This window comes from Caballeronia sp. LjRoot29 (assembly GCF_964252755.1).
In the GTDB taxonomy this organism is placed as follows: Bacteria; Pseudomonadota; Gammaproteobacteria; order Burkholderiales; family Burkholderiaceae; genus Caballeronia.
Genome location: NZ_CAXUPU020000038.1, coordinates 39,372 through 58,600 on the forward strand (window position 1 = coordinate 39,372; position 19,229 = coordinate 58,600).

Genomic DNA, 19,229 nt, shown 5'->3' on the forward strand with positions numbered 1-19,229 from the left:
TCGAATAAGTGCGTGGACCGTCATACCCTCGAACGGATGATACGCAACCATGTTGTGCAATTGGGCAGGGTAGACGCTGGTGTACGGCAAACCGCCCTGCATGCAAGCTACCGGAAGCCCGGCGTTTGCATGAGTATGCATGACGCAATGTGCGTCTTCCACCGATTGATGATTTGCCGGCGCATCTTGAATGAGCAGCCTGATTTACGCGCCGGGATTGGTTTAGCCATGCATTGCACTTGTCATTTAAACGCACCGTTTCGGGCTGAGCACTACTAAACCTGGCGAACAGATGGCGGGGCGTACGCTATTGCGGAAAAAGCCGGTTTTCTGTGGCATTCCCAAGCTTTTAAAACCGCGTGACGGAAGCCCGTTTTAGGGATTGGAAGGTCGCTCGAACGGGCGCTTAGAAGCCCACCATCCACACTGCGGACTGCTTGCCGTTGCGAACGGTGTAGTGCAGTGCGGAGGCGGGAAGAGAGGGATCGAGCGTCGTGAGCGCGATGTCGAAGGGCTGACCATGCAAGCACGATACGCTGGGCTTCGAAACGTCAGCGAGGTCGGGCGCCGACTGGATCATGCAGCTTTCCTGCACGACCAGACTGACCGACAGTGTGGCCAGCTCAGTAGGCGAGACGTCCGATGCAAACACGCCCAGCACGATTGCCGCGAGTGTTAGCGTTCTGTTTTTTCGCAGCATATGAAAGTGAAATGATGATGCTATAGGGGCGTAAATGTCCGGTTTGCAGCACGCCGAACGCGGTTCGGATGTACTCCCCGAAAGTCTTCTCTATGCTATCGGCATGCGGGCGGGAGACTTTAGCGTCATTACGCAGACTAAGCCTTCCGAGCGGCCATGGCGATTGTTTGTCCCGTTGGTTTCAGGCGGCTCATCAGGCGGCTAAACCAGACGCATCTCTTGTTCCCGAATCGGTAACACGCAGACGCCAGGCATCGAAAGACCATGGTTTTATCGGCTCAGCTATAGTCGCGGCTTGACTACCCGTCAACCTATCGACCCGACGCCGGAGTTCCATGAGTCTGTCACTCAGAAGCGTTCGCTATTTCATCGCTGTCGCTGAAGCCGAATCGGTGACGGGCGCGACCCAGTCGCTCAACATCTCGCAATCGGTCATCACCGACGCCATCAAGGGTCTTGAAACCGAAGTCGGCGCGCAGCTCTTCGTACGCCACGCCCGCGGCATGGTCCTCACGCACGCGGGGCACCAGTTCCTGCGTCACGCGCATCAGATCCTCGCTGCGGTGCGCAATGCTCAGCAGGCGATGTCGTCGCGGCCCGACACCATGACCGGGCGGTTGAACATTGGCGTCACGACCATGATGACGGGCTACTTCCTGCCGTATCTGCTCGATCATTTTCGCCGCGTGTTTCCGAAGGTGGAGGTCAACGTGATCGAGGATCAGCGCGACTACATCGAACATCTGCTGGTGAATGGTGAACTCGACGTGGCCGTGCTGATCGTATCGAACATAGAGAACACGCAGGCGATTGAAACCGAGTCGCTGATCACGGCCGCTTGGCGTTTGTGGCTGCCGGCAAACCATGCATTGCGCGGGCTTGGCAGCATCTCCCTGCGTGAGATTGCCGACGAGGCAATGATCATGCTCAAGGTCGATGAACTCGAGGACAACACCAATACTTACTGGCGTGCATCCGGGTTCAAGCCGAACGTGGCGATGCGCACGGCCTCGGTGGAGGCGGTGCGTAGTCTTGTTGCAACCGGCGCGGGTCTCGCGATTCTGCCCGATGTGCTTTACCGCCCGTGGTCGCTCGATGGTGACCGGCTCGAGGTGCGCAACATCATGGAAGAAATGCCGAAGATCGATATTGGCGTTGCATGGCGTCGCGGACTCACGCAGTCGGAGACGGCCCAGAATTTCCTGGTCGTCGCGCGTGAACATACGCGTGGACACGCGAAAATTTCTATCTGAATTTCCGATATCGCACTTGTCACGTTCTGTTTTGCAGAAAGCTGAGGGGATTTCCGAAAGAGGCGCCCTTGCGCGGTCATATGGGCGTCACAGAGCGTACGTGCGGCTTTCGCGGTGAGATGGAAGCCCGGATTCACGTTATGACCTTTGCAGCCCGCTTATTTGGTTTCCGCCTTAGCTGTGTCAGTACAGCGTAAATCCGCGTAAATACGCCTCCCGTTCGGATTTATCGATAGCTCCTATCTGTGATGCTGGCTGGCGGCCAAAAAAATCGCAACCCTAAAATCGCTGCATGCCTCGACGCTTGGCGCCAAGCGTAATCAGGAACGCAGCGCCGGATGCCTCGCATTCTTCTTCCAACAAGAGAGAGCCAGACCTATGGAACAAACCCTGCAAACCAGCCTTCTGATCGGTGGCGAATTTGTACCCGGGGCCGGGAATGTAGAGGATGTCCTGAACCCCGCGACGGGCGACGTCATCGCACGGATTGCCGAGGCATCGCTGGATCAGGTTCAGGCGGCCGTTGCGGCTGCGAGCCGCGCGTTTCCCGCGTGGGCGAAGACCGTGCCGAAGGATCGCGCGAACCTGCTGCTCAAACTCGCCGATGCGATCGAGGCGCGGGCAACCGAGTTCGCGCGGCTCGAGTCGCTCAATTGCGGCAAGCCGTATCTCGGCGCGCTCAATGACGAGATCCCCGCGGTGGCGGACGTGTTTCGTTTTTTTGCGGGCGCTTGCCGCACGCAGCATGGGCAGCTTGCGGGCGAATATTTGCCGGGCTTTACCAGCATGGTGCGGCGCGATCCGCTCGGCGTGGTGGCATCGATTGCGCCTTGGAACTACCCGTTGATGATGGCCGCGTGGAAGATCGCGCCGGCGGTGGCAGCGGGTAACACGGTTGTCCTCAAGCCGTCCGAGCAGACGCCGCTCACTACGCTCAAGCTCGCTGAACTCATGGCCGCGATCTTTCCGCCGGGGGTGATCAACGTGGTGACCGGGCGTGGCGACACGGTGGGCGCACCGCTGATTGTGCAGCCGGACGTGCGCATGATTTCGATTACCGGCGATGTATCGACGGGGCAGAAGATTCTCGAAGCGGCGTCGCGCACGGTCAAGCGCACGCATCTGGAACTGGGCGGCAAGGCGCCGGTGATCGTATTCGACGACGCCGATCTGGAGCAGGTCGTCGCGGGCCTGCGCACCTTTGGCTACTACAACGCGGGGCAGGACTGCACGGCCGCGTGCCGGGTGTATGCGGGGCCGAAGATCTACGAGAAGCTGGTGGCCGATCTCTCCAGCGCGGTGAGCACGATCCGCGTGGGTGAGCAGCATATGGATGGCGTGGAGATGGGTCCGCTGATCTCCGAGCGCCAGCGAAGCCGCGTGGCGAGCTTCGTGGAGCGGGCCGCGAGTCAACGTCATATCGAAGTCACCGCAGGCGGCAAGGCGGGTGCGTCGCGCGGATTTTTCTACGAACCGACAGTGATTGCGGGCGCGCTGCAGACCGATGAGATCGTGCGGCGTGAGGTGTTCGGGCCGGTGGTGTCGGTGACCCGTTTCGACGATACCGCCCAGGCCATTGCGTGGGCCAACGACTCCGACTTCGGGCTTGCGAGTTCCGTGTGGACAGGCGATGTAAGCCGTGCGTTCAAGGTGGCCGCCGAACTGCACTACGGCTGCACCTGGATCAACACTCATTTCATGCTTGTGAGCGAAATGCCCCATGGCGGCATGAAGCGCTCAGGGTATGGCAAAGACATGTCGGTCTACGCGCTTGAGGACTACACCTGCGCGCGCCACGTGATGGCGAAGTTTGAGTAGCACGCCTGCATAAAGCGTCGCAGCGATCCGGAAATTTGCAGCAAGCCCTTTGTAGAAGATGTTTTTCTTGCGTTCCAGCCGTTCCGTTTTTAGTCGGGCGTCTTGTCCCTTAGCAGTCCCTTCGACGTTCTTCAACCCTTTGAAGTCAAACTGAGCAAGAGGAAAAACATGGAACCAGTCAATCTGCCCGACGCCTCCGCCGCGCTGGACCACGACGCGCGGCAACTCAAGAGCATGGGTTATACCCAGGAACTGGCGCGCCGCATGAGCGGCTTCTCGAACTTCGCCATATCGTTCTCGATCATCTGCATCCTGGCAGGGGGCATTACCGCGTTTCCGCAGGCATTGAGCGCGACGGGCGGTGCGTCCATCGGCATTGGCTGGCCGGTCGGCGCGCTCTTTGCGATGGTCGTTGCCGCTTCAATGGCGCAGATTGCATCGTCTTATCCGACGGCTGGCGGCCTGTATCACTGGAGTTCGATTCTCGGCAACAAGGGCTGGGGATGGGCGACTGCGTGGTTCAATCTGCTTGGGTTGATCTTCGTGGTGGCATCGGTGAATTTCGGCGTCTACGATCCGTTCTTCAAGACGCTGATCGCGCCGCTGTTCGGCATCAATCCCGACTCGCTCACGTTCTGGCACCAGACTGCGTTCATCGCGGCGGTGACGTTGACTCAGGCGTGGCTCAACCATAGCGGTATCCGGATCACGACGATCCTGACCGATCTCTCGGGCTACCTGATCTTCGCTATCGCGCTGCTCCTGACACTGGCGTTGCTCGGGTTTTCGAAGACGCCGTTCGACTTCGGGCGGCTTATCGACTTCAGCAACTTCACCGGTTTCGATGGCGGCGCGTGGCCCAAGCAAGGCATGCTGGCGGCGTTCTTGTCGGGCCTTTTGCTGACCATCTACACCATCACCGGTTTCGATGCTTCCGCACACACCTCGGAGGAAACCCAGGATGCGGCGCGCAATGTACCGAAGGGCATGCTGCGCGCCGTGCTCTGGTCGGCGTTGTTCGGCTACATCATGGTTTGTGCGTTCCTGCTCGTGATGCCGGACATCAAGGAAGGCGTGAAGCAAGGCGGCGGGTTCTTCAATGCGCTGCTCAGTACCTTGCCGGCGTGGTTGCGGATATCGCTTGGTATCGGCATTTTCCTGTCGAACTATTTGTGCGGTCTGGCTTGCCTCACGTCATGTTCACGGATGATGTATGCATTCGCGCGCGACGGTGGGCTGCCTGCGTCGAACTGGCTTAAAAAGGTCAACAATACGCATCGCACACCGGGCGCCGCGATCTGGGTATCGGCACTTCTTGCGATTGCAGCGACCTTGTACGGCGACGCGTTCGCCGTGCTCTCGACGGGTAGCGCGGTGTTCTTGTACGTGTCGTATGTCATGCCGGTCGCGGCCGGGTTGAACGCCGAAGGCAAGACCTGGGTGCGCAAGGGTCCGTTCAACCTGGGCATGTGGTCGAAGCCTATCGCGACGCTGGCCGTGCTCGGCGGGGCCGTGCTTGTTTATGTCGGGATTCAGCCGCCTAATGAAAAGGTGCTTTACATCAGCTTGCTGCTCATCGCGGTCATGGCCGTGTTCTGGTATGGATTTGGTGTGAGAACGCGGTTTGCCGGGCCGCCGCCTGTCAAGAGCGAGATGAAGGCGGAAGTGGAAGTCGTGAATACTTGATAGGTATGCGTACTAATAGGTGCGGTCGATCATAAGAGATCGTTCGCACTGGACCGATCAGCCGCGTGAGCATGGGAAGACATCAGTCCATGTTCAAGCGGCTGAGGTCGACTAGAGAATTGCTTGTCCACCGGACACAAGCGGCGGTTCATCTTCGTGACTTTGCAAGTGGCGCAACCAGTCGGCAATCGCCTTGCTCGTCCAGACCGGATCGTCGTGAGGCAAATCGTGGCCAGCCCAAGCGTGCACCGCGTGGGCAACACCCCAACGAGTTGCTATGCGCTTGGAGCAAACCGGATTGACCAGCCGATCCGCCCTCGATGAGAGCAGCAGCGCAGGGCAAGCGGGCGCGTGACTATCGGCGCGAAAATGTGCCGCGGCCCACAGTTGACGCATACCGTTCGCAGCGCTCACGGGGGCGCTTTGCCTGATCGCAATCCACTCGGCGATGTCATCAGCCTGAGTGTCCATCCGGTTGCACGTCAGGTCGTGGATGATCGTTTCGCACTTCGTAGGATCAGCCCATGAAGCAGCGGCGCGCACGAGCGCGGGCCAAACCTCGGGCCGAAGCCGTTCGGTCATGGCGCTGAACGGCCGCATGCTGGTGTTGATCAGCACCAGCCGTTCGATCTCTTCCGGATGACGCTGCGCCCAGCCGGTCGCGACCATGCCGCCCAGCGACATGGCAACCAGCCGATACGGCGGCAGCAACCCCGCATCGGCCGCCCGCGCCCGGACGAACTTCACCATGTCTTCTACATCGAGCGGGGCGCTCAGCGCGTTCTCACGGCCGTTTCCGGGCAGGTCGAGCAGCACGATGTTGTCGGCATCGCCATTGAAACCTGTTTCAAGGCGCAGTTGCTCCGGAAACGAGCCCCAGTGACGGCCTTCGCGTGTCAGTCCGCGCAACAGGATCCACGTGCTCATTGTGGGGATTTGCGCTGCCAGTGTTCCACGGCGCGTTCGAGGATCTGTTTTCGCACGTCGCCCTTGGGCAACCATCTATTCGATGCAAATGCCGCGCGTGTCAGGAAATCCAGGAAGTTGGCGTGACGACGCAAGACCCGTTCGACGCGATGCGCCTTGACCGGATTGAACATGCCGAGGCGGGAAAAGATCTGGCTGGGATTTTTCCGGATCCAGCGCCATGAGCCCAGTTCGAGGGTCATTGGCAGGAACACGTTGGGCGCCGGCGTCTGGTCGTAGGCGCAGTCCCAGAGGTCGCCGTGAAGCAAATATTGGTGACTCTGCGGTTCAAACGCGTAACCGTGATGCGGATACGCCTGCTCGAACATGGTCTTGAGCTGGTACATCTCGGGGAGATGGGGCATTTGCTGCCGGGTTCGCGCGTAAGGGAACCAGATGCTGTCGCCCCAGCCGTAACCTGAGTGACAGTCGAGTGCAAGGCTGAGCGGGCGTGTCATCAACTCCTGCTTCACGACATTGAGCAAGGCGGCGCTCTCGAGTTCCAGAGAACCTTGGGCCGGACCGCGATACCACGGCAACCATGAACCTATCCGCTGGCCGCCGGCAAGGAAGGGGACGCGTCCTTCAGCGCTTTGGGGGGCATTGCGCATCAGGTCGACGCCATTGGGATTCGAGCGCGTTTGTGCCCACATGCCGCCTGGATTCACGATCGGCATGAAAACAAGCCGTACCGAACGCAATTGTTCGTGCAGCAGCTCGTCCCATTCGAGACGCCGTAGCAGCGCACGCATGTAGTCGAGGATCAATTGCGTACCGATGCGCTCAAGGCCGTGCACGCCGCCAAAAAAGCCGATGGCGGGCGCTTCGGGATCGTTCGATCCGATCGCGGCGGTAAGGATTGGGAAGGACTGTGCGCCGGCGCGAACTTCGCCCACCGTGCGCGTTTCGAAGCGCGCGTGGCCGGCCGCGAGGATGGCATTGAGGTCATCGAACTCTGCAAAGCTTGCAGAGGCTACGCTTAATGGTCTCATGCCCACGACCTGTTTTTGGATGCATCCTGACGCGGCCGGAAATACAAAAATGGCCGCTTCAGGATGGCTGGTACGCTCAGGACTTGCCTGGCCTTCCTGTTTTGACTGTCTCGACAGCGGCGACAGCCGCAGTGAGTTGTTCGATATTAGCGCGCTCAAGTATGAGCAATCCCGCCCGCAAGAGCTCGCCTTTTTTGACGTGGACGCCATTAGCGAGGCATTTTTGCTTCAGCAGGCCGATTTTGTCGTAATCGGACTTGGGCATTGTAAAGCTGTCACGAATGACCTTTTCTTTTTTCGCCCGCTTCACTTTCTCTTCGGCTGCGGCGGACACAACGGGCGCTGCTTTAGCCTTCGATTTAGCGGGCGCTTGCACCGCTTTACCTTCACTTTCCTTTGCTGCCTCGACCACTGCTTTAGCGATTGATTTGCGTTTGCTTACCGTCGGCTCGGCAGACGCCGTTTCCGCGGTCTTGGGGAAATGAAAAGCCTTCTTGCTAGGGGCCTTCGTAGCGGGTCCGGGCATGGAGTCTCCAATTGGGTAAAAGTATAAACAGTATATACTCTTTTGAGTTGATTGCTCGCGCCGGTGGACGGGGGCTTGGTCTTGGGGTTTTGGAGGTTAGTGGTCGGATTCATTGCCGAGTTGAACGGGTTTCTGCGTTAGCGGTCAGGGTCAATGCCGGGTTGCTGCTTTCCAGCATTCGCGGGTTATACGTTAGCTGATTTCTTTATCACTATTAGCCACTGCGCGTGGCGGCGCGTCATTTCTTTGTCCAAAGCGACAAAGAAACGAAGCAAAGAAAGCGCTTTTAACAGCACTACCCTAAGTGTCCACAGCGTGCAGTTTTGATTCATGGGTGCCCCAAAAGCACGGTGCTCGCAAGAGCCACGGATGTGTGAAACCCTCCTTCTCCGAACACGGATACCCCACGCTTCGCCACCAGTGATTGAACCTGCCCAAGAGACACCCCGCGCTATCCGCCTAGAACCAATCACCGAATTGTTCGCATGCCGAAACATGCTGCGAAACCGCTCAGGGAACAAGGCCTCCAAAATACGTGAGGCCGTGCCCGACAAAATGACTGCAAGCCACCAGCCCGTTCGCAAAAAACTGAAGCAGTAAATACACTTCAAGCCCTGATCCGCAAAGCCGGCCACACCTCGCCCGGCGGCGAGGACTACTCAACCAGGCTATAAAGAAATGAAATCTCAAAAGCACGTGAGGCCGTGCTGGTCCGTGGAACACGGGTGCTTGCCCGAGAGCGTACGGGGCGAAGCGTGTTACTGTCAGGATTCGCGAGAAGGAGGGTTTCACACATCCGGTGCTCTGGCGAGCACCGTGCTTTTGGGGTACCCATGAAATGGAACTGCACGCTGTGGACACTTAGGGTAGAGCGGTGAAAGCGTTTTCTTTGCTTCGTTTCTTTGTCGCTTTGGACAAAGAAATGACGCGCCGCCACGCGCAGTGGCTAATAGTGATAAAGAAATCAGCTAACACCGAACGCGCAAAGACCTGGAAAGCAGCAACCCGGCATTGACTCCGACCGCTAACGCATAACCCGTGCAACCCGGCACCACCCCTGACCGCCAACCCCAGGCCAATCAAGCAGCCACAAGCTGCTCCTCTGCCGCTGCACACAACAAAACCGGAATAGACTTTGACGTAGGCGTGCCCGCGCCATCGGCAACACTTGCCAGTGGCACAAGCGGATTCGTCTCCGGATAATAAGCGCCGAGACATCCCCGCGGAATGTCATAAGCGACCAGCAAAAAGCTATCCGCTCGCCGCGTAATACCATCGTCCCAAACGCTAGTGATATCGACCCGTTGACCTGCTTCAAAACCCAGCATCTCGATGTCCAGCTGATTCGCGAACAACACGCGCCGCTGCCCATATACCCCACGATAACGGTCATCGAGACCATAGATTGTCGTGTTGTACTGATCGTGTGAACGGGTGGTCATAAGCGTCATCAACCGTTCGCCATGAACAGTGCGCGCCCGATGAATCGGGGTATCGAATTCAATGCCGTGCACCAAAAATTGCGCCTTGCCGCTCGGCGTAATCCACACGCGGTCACGCGATGCCACGCCCAGATGAAACCCGCCCGGATGCTTGAGCCGCTCGTTGTAATTCTCGAACCCCGGGATGACTTTTTCGATGCCATCGCGAATCAAAGCATAGTCGTTCGCGTGCGCGAGCCAGTCCACCTTCGCGCTGCCGAGCGTGGCCAGCGCCATGCGCGCGACAATCGCAATCTCCGACAACAAGTTCGGCGAAGCAGGGCGGTTCATGCCATACGAAATGTGCACCATGCTCATGGAATCCTCCACGCTCACGCCTTGCGCCACGCCGTTCTGCATATCGATTTCCGTACGGCCCATCGTCGGCAGGATCAGCGCATCGCGGCCATGAATCAGGTGGCTGCGATTCAGCTTGGTCGTGATATGCACTGTCAAATCGCACGAACGCATGGCTTCCCATACACGCGGCGTATCGGGCGTCGCAATCGAAAAATTGCCGCCCAGCCCGATGAATACTTTCAGCTTGCCGGCAAGCATCGCTTCAATGGAACCGACCACGTCGTACCCATGTTCGCGCGGCGGCTCGAAGTCGTACGCGGCGCCAAGCCGGTCGAGGAACGCTTGCGTCGGCTGCTCTTCGATGCCAACCGTGCGGTCGCCCTGCACATTCGAATGCCCGCGAACCGGACACAGTCCCGCACCCAGCCGCCCGATGTTCCCGCGCATCATCATCAGGTTCGACAGGAGTTGCACCGTCGGCACCGAGTTCTTGTGCTGCGTCAGACCCATGCCCCATGTCGATATCACCGCGCGGCCGCGTGCGTAGATATCGGCGAGTTGCAGGACTTCGTCTTTCGGCACGCCCGATTCCGCGACGATCGCATCCCAGCTTTCGGCGCGCAGGTCCTCGGCGAAGGCATCGAAACCCACCGTGTGCTCGGCGATGAACTCAAGATCGAGCACGCGTGGCAAGCCTTGCTCAAGCGCGGCATCGTCGAGTTCGATCACGCGTTTCGCCACGCCTTTGATCAACGCAAAATCCCCGCCGATCTTCGGCCGGATGAAAACCGAACTGATCTTCGTGCTGCCGCCGGTAAGCATCTCCACCGGATGCTGCGGGCTTGCGAAACGTTCGAGACCGCGTTCACGCAGCGGATTGATCGAGACAATCGTGGCGCCGCGCTTCGCGCACTCACGCAGTTCTCCGAGCATCCGCGGATGGTTCGTCGCCGGATTCTGGCCGAAGAGCAGCAGGGTATCGGCGTGTTCGAAATCCTCAAGCGTGACGGTTCCCTTACCCACGCCCACTGTTCCCGGCAGACCCCGGCTCGTGGCTTCGTGGCACATGTTCGAGCAGTCGGGGAAGTTGTTGGTGCCGTACATCCGCACGAACAACTGGTACAGGAACGCGGCTTCGTTGCTCGCGCGGCCCGAGGTATAGAAGGCGGCGCGATCGGGGTTATCGAGGCGATTCAGATGGTCCGCGATCAGCGCAAACGCGTCGTCCCACGCGATGGGCACGTAGCGGTCGCGCGCGGCGTCGTAGACCAGCGGATCGGTCAGGCGGCCATGCTGTTCCAGCTCGTAGTCCGACTGCGCCATCAACTGTTCGACGGTATGTTCTTCAAAGAACGCCGGCGTGACGCGCTTGCTGGTGGACTCGGCAGCCACGGCTTTCACGCCGTTTTCGCAGAACTCGAATGTGGACGCGTGCTCGCGATCCGGCCACGCGCAGCCGGGGCAATCGAAGCCGTCCGGCTGGTTCTGGCCAAACAGCGTGCGGTAATTTCCGCCCGAGACCTTCTCCTTCAGGAGATTGAGGGCCACATACTTGAGCGCGCCCCAGCCGGCTGCGGGGTGCGTGTACGGTTCAATGCGAGGTTCGGGTTTTTTCACAATGTCTGCCGCAGATTCATGAGGGTTTTCACCAATGAGGCAAGGCTACTGTGTTCCGAAAATAATGCGGTATACAGAAAAATAGATAGGCGAGGAGTACAGTTGGGTATCTGCCGGACTTATAAGCCTGCCCGGTCAATTCCTTTGCTCATATATCAACCTTGACGCTTTACGAAAAACTGGCTGCCGAGATCGAGGAAGCCGTGCGCCGCGGAGTGTTCGCGGTGGGCGAACGCGTGCCGTCGGTGCGTCAGGCGAGTGCACAACATGGGCTCAGCATCAAGACGGTCCTGCACGCCTACGCGTTGCTGGAAAGCCGGGGCGTGCTGGAAACCCGGCCGCAGTCGGGCTATTTCGTGCGCGAACTGCCTGCTCCGCAAGCCGTTAGTCAGGCGGCGTCGCAGCCACCGCCGGTTGCATCGAAAGTCGATGTCAGCCGCCTCGTGCTGTCCACGCTCCGCTCCATCCGTTCGCAGGACGCCACGCCGCTCGGGTCGCCTTATCCGGACCCGTCGCTGTTTCCCTGGCGTCGCATCAACCAGCTGGCGAACGCCATTGCACGGCGGCATTCAAGCTGGAACCTGATGGACGACCTGCCGCCCGGCAACCCCGAACTGATCCGCCAGATTGCGCGTCGTTATGCGGAGAACGGCGTGCCCGTGGATCCCGACGAGATCATCATCACCGTCGGCGCCACCGAGGCGATCAACCTGAGCCTGCAAGCCGTCGCAAAACCGGGCGATACCGTCGCGGTCGAATCGCCAACGTATTACGCGATGCTCCACGCCATCGAGCGCCTCGGCATGCGGGCAATCGAAGTGCCGACGCATCCGGCCGAAGGCATCGACATCGACGCCCTCGCGGTCATCATCCGCGAACATAAGATTGCCGCTTGCATGGTGATGCCGAATTTCCAGAATCCGCTGGGTTTCGTGATGTCCGATGCCAACAAGGAGCGGCTCGTCGACCTGCTCGCCGCGCACGAAATCCCGGTGATCGAAAACGATGTGTACCAGGAGTTGTACTACGGCGAAGCACGGCCGTCCGCGCTCAAGAACTTCGATAAAAAGGGTTTGGTCCTGCACTGCGCGTCGTTTTCGAAGAGCCTTACGGCGTCGTACCGGATCGGCTGGGCGATGCCCGGCCGCTATCGCCGCGAGGTGGAAAAGCTCAAGTTCCTGAACACGCTGACCACGCCGTCGGTGCCGCAGGTCGCGGTGGCGGACTATCTGCGGCAGGGCGGTTACGACCGTCATCTGCGGCATGTGCGCAAGGTGTACCGGCAGCAGGCGCGCCTCATGATCGCGATGGTCAAGCGTTTCTTTCCCGCCGGCACGCACACGTCCACGCCCATGGGAGGGTATGTGCTGTGGGTCCAGTTGCCTGATGATGCCGACTCGATGCAGCTCTACGAAACAGCGCTCGCACTCGGGATCACTATCGGGCCGGGCACGATGTTTTCATCGCGCGACGCCTTCCGTCATTTCATCCGGCTCAACTACAGTTATCCCTGGAACGCGCAGACGGAAGCGGCGGTGAAGACGCTGGGCGAACTGGTCGCGGGCATGGCGCGCGAAAAAATCAGAGGCATCAAAAATTAAATCGTAGGGGACAAAGATATGAACGACGAGATCGATCCGGCGCTAATCGCGATCCTCGCGCAATTGTGGCGGGCGGCGCAGGAGACGCCGGGGCGGGCATGGTCGCTCGCGAAGTTATCGAAGCAATCGGGTGTGCCGATGAGCAGCCTCATTCGTCACCTGACTGCACTGTCCGACGCAGCGTTGCTGGCCGCGCCCGAAAACGCCGGCGCGGATGGTGAAATTGCCGCAAACACCGCGAATCCGCCCACGGCCGTATTAAGCGAAGCGGGCCGCGAACTTTGCGCGCAATTATTTGCGCAACCGCCACCGGAGATCGACGAAACCTGAACGATCGTGCATCTTCATGGGTGCTATTGGTTGGTAATTGTCAACCCGTTGCAATTTCACGCGAGTTATCGCAACTCATGTAGTGTAAATGGCAAGATATTGTAAGAAATATAGAATTATTTCCCGGGCCGGACGATTAAGGAGGAAGCACTCCGGAAATGGTGCTTTTGGGTAGAAATCGTCGATATTGTCCGCTCGTCGAAACCGAAGAAGTTATTTCTACCGAAATCTCAAGTATCCCGGGAGCCTGCCGCCCCGATTCACGCCTGACATTACCGATTAGATTCAACGGCTTACAGAAGCGCGTTATTCTTCATACGTTTTAACTTTATAAATGAAAAACTGAAAGGTTGTTTCAGGAAGTCTCGAATGCTCCGTAATCGTGTTCATCGTTGATCACATGGAGCATTAGATGAATTTGAGTAACTTCAAGATAGGCACCCGGCTGGGCGCGGGTTTCGCGGCCATTCTACTGTTGTTATGCGCAGTTGGCGGATTGACCCTTTGGCAGGCGTCGCACATCTATTCCGGCACGCTCGAGCTGGGTAATGACTGGCTACCCAGCGTCCAGGCTGCCGGCAAGATGCAGGCGTATGCGAACAACGTGCGTCGCACGACATTGCGTTCTATCCTCGCGGCCGACCCAAAGGAAAAGCAGGAACAGCGCGTGTCGCACGACGCCTCCGTCGCCCAGCTTCAGGCAGTGTTCACGAAATACGAGAAGCTGGTGTCGTCGCCTGAAGAACGCCAACTCTTCGATAACATCAAAACCGCGTGGGCGCGTTATGCGGCTATCGACGCGAAGTTGCTCGACCTGGCCGACAAAGGCGACGCCGGATTCAGCGACGCTCGTGCGCTCTCGAGCGGCGAAGCGGGCGCCGCGTTCACGGACATGCTCAAGCTGATCGAAACCGACATCGAACTCAACCGCACCGGCGCGGAAGGTGAGGTTGCGCGCGCTGCATCGACTTATGACAGCGCCATTGTGAGCACGGGCTTGCTGATCGCTGTCGCGGTGTTCGCGGGTATCGCGATTGGCTGGCTGATCACGCGCTCCATTACCACGCCGATCGGACGCGCTGTCGTGATCGCCGAGACCGTTGCCAAGGGTGACCTGACCGCGGATATCGAGGTATCGGGGAAGGACGAAACCAGTCTCTTGCTGGCCGCGATGCGTCACATGAACGAGCGGCTAGTCGATGTAGTGGGCCGCGTGCGCAACAGCAGCGACAGCATCGCCACCGGTTCCGCGCAAATTGCGGCAGGCAACGCGGATCTCAGCCAGCGCACGGAAGAGCAGGCGGCTTCGCTCGAAGAAACCGCTGCGAGCATGGAGCAACTGACCGCGACCGTGAAGCAGAACGCGGAGAACGCGCTGCAAGGCAATACGTTGGCAGCCAACGCGTCGGAGACGGCTGTGCGCGGAGGCGAGGTCGTCGATCGCGTGGTCCAGACGATGAGCGAAATTTCCAGCAGCTCGGAACAGGTCGCCCAGATCATCACGGTGATCGAAGGCATTGCATTCCAGACGAACATTCTTGCGCTGAACGCGGCCGTCGAAGCGGCGCGGGCGGGTGAACAGGGCCGCGGGTTTGCAGTGGTGGCGGGCGAAGTGCGGACGCTGGCGCAGCGCAGCGCGTCGGCGGCGAAGGAGATCAAGGATTTGATCAGCGCTTCCGTGCAGCGCGTGAATGCCGGCTCGCAACTGGTGAACGAAGCCGGGCGCACGATGGGCGAAGTGGTTCAATCGGTCAAGCGCGTAACCGACCTGATGGGTGAGATCAGCGCGGCGTCGGGCGAGCAGCACACGGGTATCGAGCAGGTCAATCAGGCGGTCATGCAGATGGATGAAGTGACGCAGCAGAACGCGGCGCTGGTTGAAGAAGCGTCCGCCGCCGCGCAGTCGATGGCAGCGCAGTCGGGCACGTTGCGCGAGCTCGTGTCGGTGTTCCGGATCAGTGCTTCCGATCCGGTTGCACAAGCGGTCACGACCTTCCGAGCAACGCCGGCAACGAGTCGTCCGGCAAGCAAGATCAAGCCCGCGATCAAGGCCACAATCAAGGCCGCGACACGGCCGGCCGCTGCTGCGAGAGTCGCGCCGGTGGTGGCCAAAGATCCGGAATGGCAGACCTTCTGAGCGGTTGAGCTTACGATCTTTGACCCGCCGACTGGCGGTCAGGCGGGCCGCAACGGACTGTATTAAATCCGTTCTGCGGCCCGATTCGAATGGGCTGGATTAATAAGCGCCCATGTAGTCGCGCTTGCCGATATCCACACCGTTGTGGCGCAGGATTGCATACGCGGTCGTCACGTGAAAGAAGAACTGGGGCAGGCCGTAGTGTTGCAGATAGGCGCTGCCGGCCAGCTTCTTCTCTTTCGGCGTACCCGGACGCAGCACGATTTCCTTGTTTTCGCTGCCTTCGAATTGCGCGGCCTCGAACGTGCCGATGTAAGCCAGCGCCTTGGCCACCAATGCCTGCAGATCGGCAAACGTCACTTCGGTATCGGCCCACGACGGCACGTCCACGCCGGCCAGACGCGAGGTCACGCCTTTGGTGAAGTCAGCGGCGATCTGGACCTGGCGAACCAGCGGGAACATGTCCGGGAACAAACGTGCCTGGAGGAGCGCATTTGGGTCGATGTTCTTCTCTGTCGCGTGCGTTTCCGCTTTCTTGAGCACGTCGGACAGGGCGGTCAGCATCTGCTTGAAAACCGGGACGGACGTGCTGTACATGGAGATGGTCATGATTACTCTTTCAGTCGATGGGGGTTGCCTGCGCGAACCATGCCGCGCCGGTTAGTTTTTATCTGTGCTGAGTCGCGGCTTGAGCTTTGACAGGCTTGGGCAGGTGATTGAGCCAGCAAGTTGAGCCAGAAAGTCAGGTGTTTGCCAACATCGCACGCACTAAGCGGTTTGCGGTCGCTGTAGAGCAAGCGAACCATGGCCTTACCGAAGCGCTGTACCCAGCCCATTGCCGCGCACGATTATAAGCGTGCCGGGGTTTGTGCCGGATTACGTGCAGTTCCGGGGTTTGCGGTGCTGGGCCATGCGCTTACGCGCCCAAATCTCACGCGTTAGCGGATGGTGTTTATGCGCCTTGCTCGGCGAACCCCCAATCGTCACCAACCGCGCGTACTACCTCCGCCCACCATCCGGCAACAACGTAATCCCAAACCGCGGCGCGGCTTCACGCATGCGGCCAATATCCTCCGGTAGCGGCGGAGCGGGCGTGACCGGACCTGCCTGCGCGTCGGCGCAAGCGGCGATGAAGTCATCGAATCCGGCCGGCGTGCAGACGATCAAATACCGCGATGGCAACGAGTCTTCAGGATGCACGTACTAAATGCCCGGCCGGCGATCAACTTCAAACGACGGGCAGCACTCATCCCTCGAAGCGTCGTTTCGCTTCGATTCCCCGAGTGCCAGCCACATAACCGCAGAGGCTTACATCGACTTACGCGGGCACGCCTGCAGCCACTTTGGAATAGTCGCAAAACCCCCGGAAATCGCTTGCCAGGATCTGCAGTAACGCGGTGCCTTTACGTCCCGTGGCGCGATAAAGTTCGGCATCGCTATGGCCTGCCTCCACGCCTTTGCTGAAGGCCTCCGAGCGCAGGATCGCGCTGTCGACGCAATAGCTGAGCGAAGCCTGACTATTGGGAAAAATCAAATTGATCACGAGGCCGGTGGCGGCGAGTTGCACGTCGGCGTTATCGATTTGCCACGCCGCGCAGATCGGCACGCAAAATCCGTGGAGATAACCAACGAGTTTTGCTTCCAGGTCGACGGGCAAGGTGTGGTAATCAAGCTCCGAACGTGCAATGGTGGGAATAGTCAGTGCTGCGACAATCGCCGCAATCTTGCCGGCACTCGCCACTTCTTGAGTGTCTTGCGACTCGTCATGGAATTGATATAGCCGTTGAAACATCGACGCCTCCTTATGAGCCTGGTTTTTCACGAACACACCGGGCACAGGGTTGATGGAATATGATCCATAACACGGGAAACACGGGGTGAAACAGCCGGTGAGTTGTCCGGTTGCACATTCTCCGTTGGAAACCCGTCCGCCAATAATGGCGTGTGCATAACGGCATGGCAAATGAACCGGCCGGCCGGGAACTAGTAGTAATACTGATAGTGGCAATAGTGACGCGAGATGTGAACCGGGTAATGATTCCCCTGGAGTGGAGGTTCGCTGGCGGGATGTCGGTCAGACATTAGTTGAACGTGAGATCCGCGGATGCGTCGAGGTTGATCCGCGGGACCAGGGACGAATACGGTCCCCTCTATCAAGTTGGAAAGACCGCAACCACAATGATAAAAGCAGAGCAAGCAAGCTGCGTCAGCCTGGTGAGCCGCATCAAGCGCGGGTTGTCGACATCCGCTGCTGTCGCTTCGTGCGGCATTTTTGTTGCAATTGTCATGGTGGGCCTATGCGCCTTGGTCCTGTATCAAAGCCGTCAGGATGCGCTGGAGCACACCCGCGACACTTTGCGCGACATCGCCGTCATTGCACAGCGCGACATAGAACGCAATCTCGAACTCTACGAACTGTCGCTGCAAGCCGTGGTCGACGGGCTTCAACAATCCGACGTCATGGCCCTCCCGCCTCACATGCGCCGGGAAGTCCTCTTCGACCGCGCAGCCAGCGCGAAATATCTTGGCTCAATGCTGGTAATGGATGCGGCCGGCAACGTCGTCATCGATTCAGGCGGCGACATACCAAGAGCCGGTAATTTCAGTGACCGGCCATATTTCACGATTCAACGCGACAACCTCCATGCAGGTCTCTACATAAGTGATCCGTACCTGTCTCGCTTGCGCAACGGCACGCCGAGTATCGGCCTGAGCAGGCGGCTTTCCAACCCGGACGGATCGTTTGCGGGAATCGTGCTTCTGGCGGTGAATATTGCGTACTTTCACGACCTGTTCGCCGGGTTGGCGCTCGGCCCGCACGGCTCGCTTTCGCTGATCGGACGCGACGGCGCAATGCTCATGCGCCAGCCTTACGACCCCAAGGTTATCGGGCGGAACATCAAGGATGCCGCCACGTTCAAGCAGTTTTTATTAGCGCGTGACGGCAGCTTCAGCGAAAAATCGTCTATCGATGGCACTCGCCGGCTGTACTGGTTTGCCAACTTTCCACGGGCGCCGCTCATCATCATGGCGGCGGCGTCGGAGGAAGATATTTACGCTTCATGGCGGCGCCGGGCACTCACAATCGGGTCGTTGATGGGCGTGTTCGGCGCGGCGTTCATCGCGCTTTCCATTCTGCTCGGGATGCAGTTGCGGCGGCGCATGCGGGCTGAGTCCGCGCTGGAATTGCTCGCGAGGACGGACGGTCTGACTGGATTGAACAACCGCCGCAGCCTTGGCGAGATACTTGATCTCGAGTGGCGTCGCGCGAAACGTTCGCAGAGTGTGCTGTCGCTGCTGTTTGTCGATATCGATCGATTCAAGGCTTATAACGACACCTACGGTCATCAAGCCGGCGACGATACCCTCGCGGCGGTCGCACGCTGTATTGCGGCCAACATCCGGCGTCCGGCCGACAGCGCCGCGCGCTATGGGGGCGAGGAGTTTATTGTTGTGCTTCCCGATACCTCGGCGCTAGGCGCTTCGTTGATTGCAGAGAAGATCCGCTCCGCAATTTGCGCTTGTCATATCGAGCACGTGGGGAGCGAGTATGGTTGCGTGACGGCCAGTATTGGCGCGGTCAGCCGTGAACCGCAGATGGACGACGACCTGACAACCGTAATCAAGGCCGCCGATGAAGCCTTGTATAACGCGAAGGCGACCGGCCGGAACAAGGTGTCGACTGCCGAGGCCTGACGCGTCCGGGCGCGGCCCTGGAACATCGCCGCGTTCGTCCGCAGAGGTTTATGGACATCCGGCGCGAACCCTGTCAAAGTCGCTCCTCCGCGCACCTGTGGCAACCTTTCGCGGTTTGGAACGCGC

The 19,229-nt window shown here is 59.3% G+C and carries 15 protein-coding genes and 1 pseudogene; 7 read left to right on the plus strand and 9 right to left on the minus strand.

The window, feature by feature from the left end:
* Positions 1-9 precede the first annotated feature (9 nt).
* Together ACSQ83_RS29885 and ACSQ83_RS29890 are read right to left on the minus strand one after the other, a co-directional pair.
* Positions 10-177, minus strand: a pseudogene (locus tag ACSQ83_RS29885) (class II aldolase/adducin family protein); the annotation flags it as partial.
* 229 nt (positions 178-406) lie between these two features.
* Positions 407-700, minus strand: a complete 294-nt coding sequence (locus tag ACSQ83_RS29890) for a hypothetical protein (RefSeq protein ID WP_414968946.1) — start codon at positions 698-700, stop codon at positions 407-409.
* Positions 701-1,035: 335 nt separating this feature from the next.
* On the opposite strand from ACSQ83_RS29890, the gene ACSQ83_RS29895 reads away from it, so the two are divergent.
* From ACSQ83_RS29895 to ACSQ83_RS29905, 3 genes are all read left to right on the plus strand, one after another.
* On the plus strand, positions 1,036-1,953 hold the full coding sequence (locus ACSQ83_RS29895) for a LysR substrate-binding domain-containing protein (RefSeq protein ID WP_436230622.1): 918 nt from the start codon (positions 1,036-1,038) through the stop codon (positions 1,951-1,953).
* Positions 1,954-2,331: 378 nt separating this feature from the next.
* Positions 2,332-3,771: a gamma-aminobutyraldehyde dehydrogenase gene (locus ACSQ83_RS29900; RefSeq protein WP_436230623.1), complete on the plus strand. Its 1,440-nt coding sequence runs from the start codon at positions 2,332-2,334 to the stop codon at positions 3,769-3,771.
* Positions 3,772-3,939: 168 nt separating this feature from the next.
* On the plus strand, positions 3,940-5,457 hold the full coding sequence (locus ACSQ83_RS29905; RefSeq protein WP_436230624.1) for an amino acid permease: 1,518 nt from the start codon (positions 3,940-3,942) through the stop codon (positions 5,455-5,457).
* Between the two features lie 111 nt (positions 5,458-5,568).
* Here ACSQ83_RS29905 and ACSQ83_RS29910 read toward each other — a convergent pair whose 3' ends face one another.
* From ACSQ83_RS29910 to ACSQ83_RS29925, 4 genes are all read right to left on the minus strand, one after another.
* The gene (locus ACSQ83_RS29910) at positions 5,569-6,384 is read right to left on the minus strand and encodes an alpha/beta fold hydrolase (RefSeq protein ID WP_414950403.1); all 816 of its coding nucleotides are present in this window, start codon (positions 6,382-6,384) and stop codon (positions 5,569-5,571) included.
* Positions 6,381-7,415 carry a M14 family zinc carboxypeptidase gene (locus tag ACSQ83_RS29915; protein WP_414950402.1) on the minus strand — a complete coding sequence of 345 codons (1,035 nt, stop codon included), beginning with the start codon at positions 7,413-7,415 and terminating at the stop codon, positions 6,381-6,383. The genes ACSQ83_RS29910 and ACSQ83_RS29915 overlap by 4 nt, the downstream gene beginning before the upstream one ends.
* A 76-nt stretch (positions 7,416-7,491) precedes the next feature.
* Positions 7,492-7,941: a hypothetical protein gene (locus ACSQ83_RS29920; protein ID WP_414950401.1), complete on the minus strand. Its 450-nt coding sequence runs from the start codon at positions 7,939-7,941 to the stop codon at positions 7,492-7,494.
* 1,079 nt (positions 7,942-9,020) lie between these two features.
* On the minus strand, positions 9,021-11,339 hold the full coding sequence (locus tag ACSQ83_RS29925) for an FdhF/YdeP family oxidoreductase (protein WP_436230625.1): 2,319 nt from the start codon (positions 11,337-11,339) through the stop codon (positions 9,021-9,023).
* 161 nt (positions 11,340-11,500) lie between these two features.
* On the opposite strand from ACSQ83_RS29925, the gene ACSQ83_RS29930 reads away from it, so the two are divergent.
* The 3 genes from ACSQ83_RS29930 (at position 11,501) to ACSQ83_RS29940 (ending at position 15,407) form a co-directional block, all read left to right on the plus strand.
* Complete coding sequence (locus ACSQ83_RS29930) at positions 11,501-12,940, plus strand: PLP-dependent aminotransferase family protein (protein ID WP_436230626.1); 1,440 nt, start codon at positions 11,501-11,503, stop codon at positions 12,938-12,940.
* Positions 12,941-12,958: 18 nt separating this feature from the next.
* A complete protein-coding gene (locus ACSQ83_RS29935; RefSeq protein WP_436230627.1) occupies positions 12,959-13,270 on the plus strand; it encodes an ArsR family transcriptional regulator in 312 nt (103 codons plus the stop codon).
* A gap of 412 nt (positions 13,271-13,682) precedes the next feature.
* Positions 13,683-15,407, plus strand: coding sequence for a methyl-accepting chemotaxis protein (locus ACSQ83_RS29940; protein WP_436230628.1), 1,725 nt, complete (start codon positions 13,683-13,685; stop codon positions 15,405-15,407).
* A gap of 99 nt (positions 15,408-15,506) precedes the next feature.
* Here the strand turns inward: ACSQ83_RS29940 and ACSQ83_RS29945 are convergent, their stop codons facing one another.
* From ACSQ83_RS29945 to ACSQ83_RS29955, 3 genes are all read right to left on the minus strand, one after another.
* Positions 15,507-16,016, minus strand: coding sequence for a DUF1993 domain-containing protein (locus ACSQ83_RS29945; protein ID WP_436230629.1), 510 nt, complete (start codon positions 16,014-16,016; stop codon positions 15,507-15,509).
* Between the two features lie 390 nt (positions 16,017-16,406).
* Positions 16,407-16,607, minus strand: a complete 201-nt coding sequence (locus ACSQ83_RS29950; RefSeq protein WP_436230630.1) for a hypothetical protein — start codon at positions 16,605-16,607, stop codon at positions 16,407-16,409.
* Between the two features lie 118 nt (positions 16,608-16,725).
* Positions 16,726-17,199, minus strand: coding sequence for a hypothetical protein (locus tag ACSQ83_RS29955; protein WP_436230631.1), 474 nt, complete (start codon positions 17,197-17,199; stop codon positions 16,726-16,728).
* 386 nt (positions 17,200-17,585) lie between these two features.
* Between ACSQ83_RS29955 and ACSQ83_RS29960 the strand changes: the two genes are divergently transcribed.
* Entirely contained in the window at positions 17,586-19,103 is a 1,518-nt protein-coding gene (locus ACSQ83_RS29960; RefSeq protein WP_436230632.1) for a sensor domain-containing diguanylate cyclase, read from the plus strand.
* Positions 19,104-19,229: the final 126 nt, after the last annotated feature.

Excerpts from the sequence above, each read along its gene's own strand:
- ACSQ83_RS29955 (WP_436230631.1), bottom strand. The coding sequence starts at position 17,199 with ATGTTTCAACGGCTATATCAATTCCATGACGAGTCGCAAGACACTCAA.
- ACSQ83_RS29905 (WP_436230624.1), top strand. The coding sequence starts at position 3,940 with ATGGAACCAGTCAATCTGCCCGACGCCTCCGCCGCGCTGGACCACGAC.
- ACSQ83_RS29945 (WP_436230629.1), bottom strand. The coding sequence starts at position 16,016 with ATGACCATCTCCATGTACAGCACGTCCGTCCCGGTTTTCAAGCAGATG.
- ACSQ83_RS29915 (WP_414950402.1), bottom strand. The coding sequence starts at position 7,415 with ATGAGACCATTAAGCGTAGCCTCTGCAAGCTTTGCAGAGTTCGATGAC.
- ACSQ83_RS29935 (WP_436230627.1), top strand. The coding sequence starts at position 12,959 with ATGAACGACGAGATCGATCCGGCGCTAATCGCGATCCTCGCGCAATTG.
- ACSQ83_RS29895 (WP_436230622.1), top strand. The coding sequence starts at position 1,036 with ATGAGTCTGTCACTCAGAAGCGTTCGCTATTTCATCGCTGTCGCTGAA.
- ACSQ83_RS29920 (WP_414950401.1), bottom strand. The coding sequence starts at position 7,941 with ATGCCCGGACCCGCTACGAAGGCCCCTAGCAAGAAGGCTTTTCATTTC.
- ACSQ83_RS29960 (WP_436230632.1), top strand. The coding sequence starts at position 17,586 with ATGATAAAAGCAGAGCAAGCAAGCTGCGTCAGCCTGGTGAGCCGCATC.
- ACSQ83_RS29910 (WP_414950403.1), bottom strand. The coding sequence starts at position 6,384 with ATGAGCACGTGGATCCTGTTGCGCGGACTGACACGCGAAGGCCGTCAC.
- ACSQ83_RS29890 (WP_414968946.1), bottom strand. The coding sequence starts at position 700 with ATGCTGCGAAAAAACAGAACGCTAACACTCGCGGCAATCGTGCTGGGC.
- ACSQ83_RS29940 (WP_436230628.1), top strand. The coding sequence starts at position 13,683 with ATGAATTTGAGTAACTTCAAGATAGGCACCCGGCTGGGCGCGGGTTTC.
- ACSQ83_RS29900 (WP_436230623.1), top strand. The coding sequence starts at position 2,332 with ATGGAACAAACCCTGCAAACCAGCCTTCTGATCGGTGGCGAATTTGTA.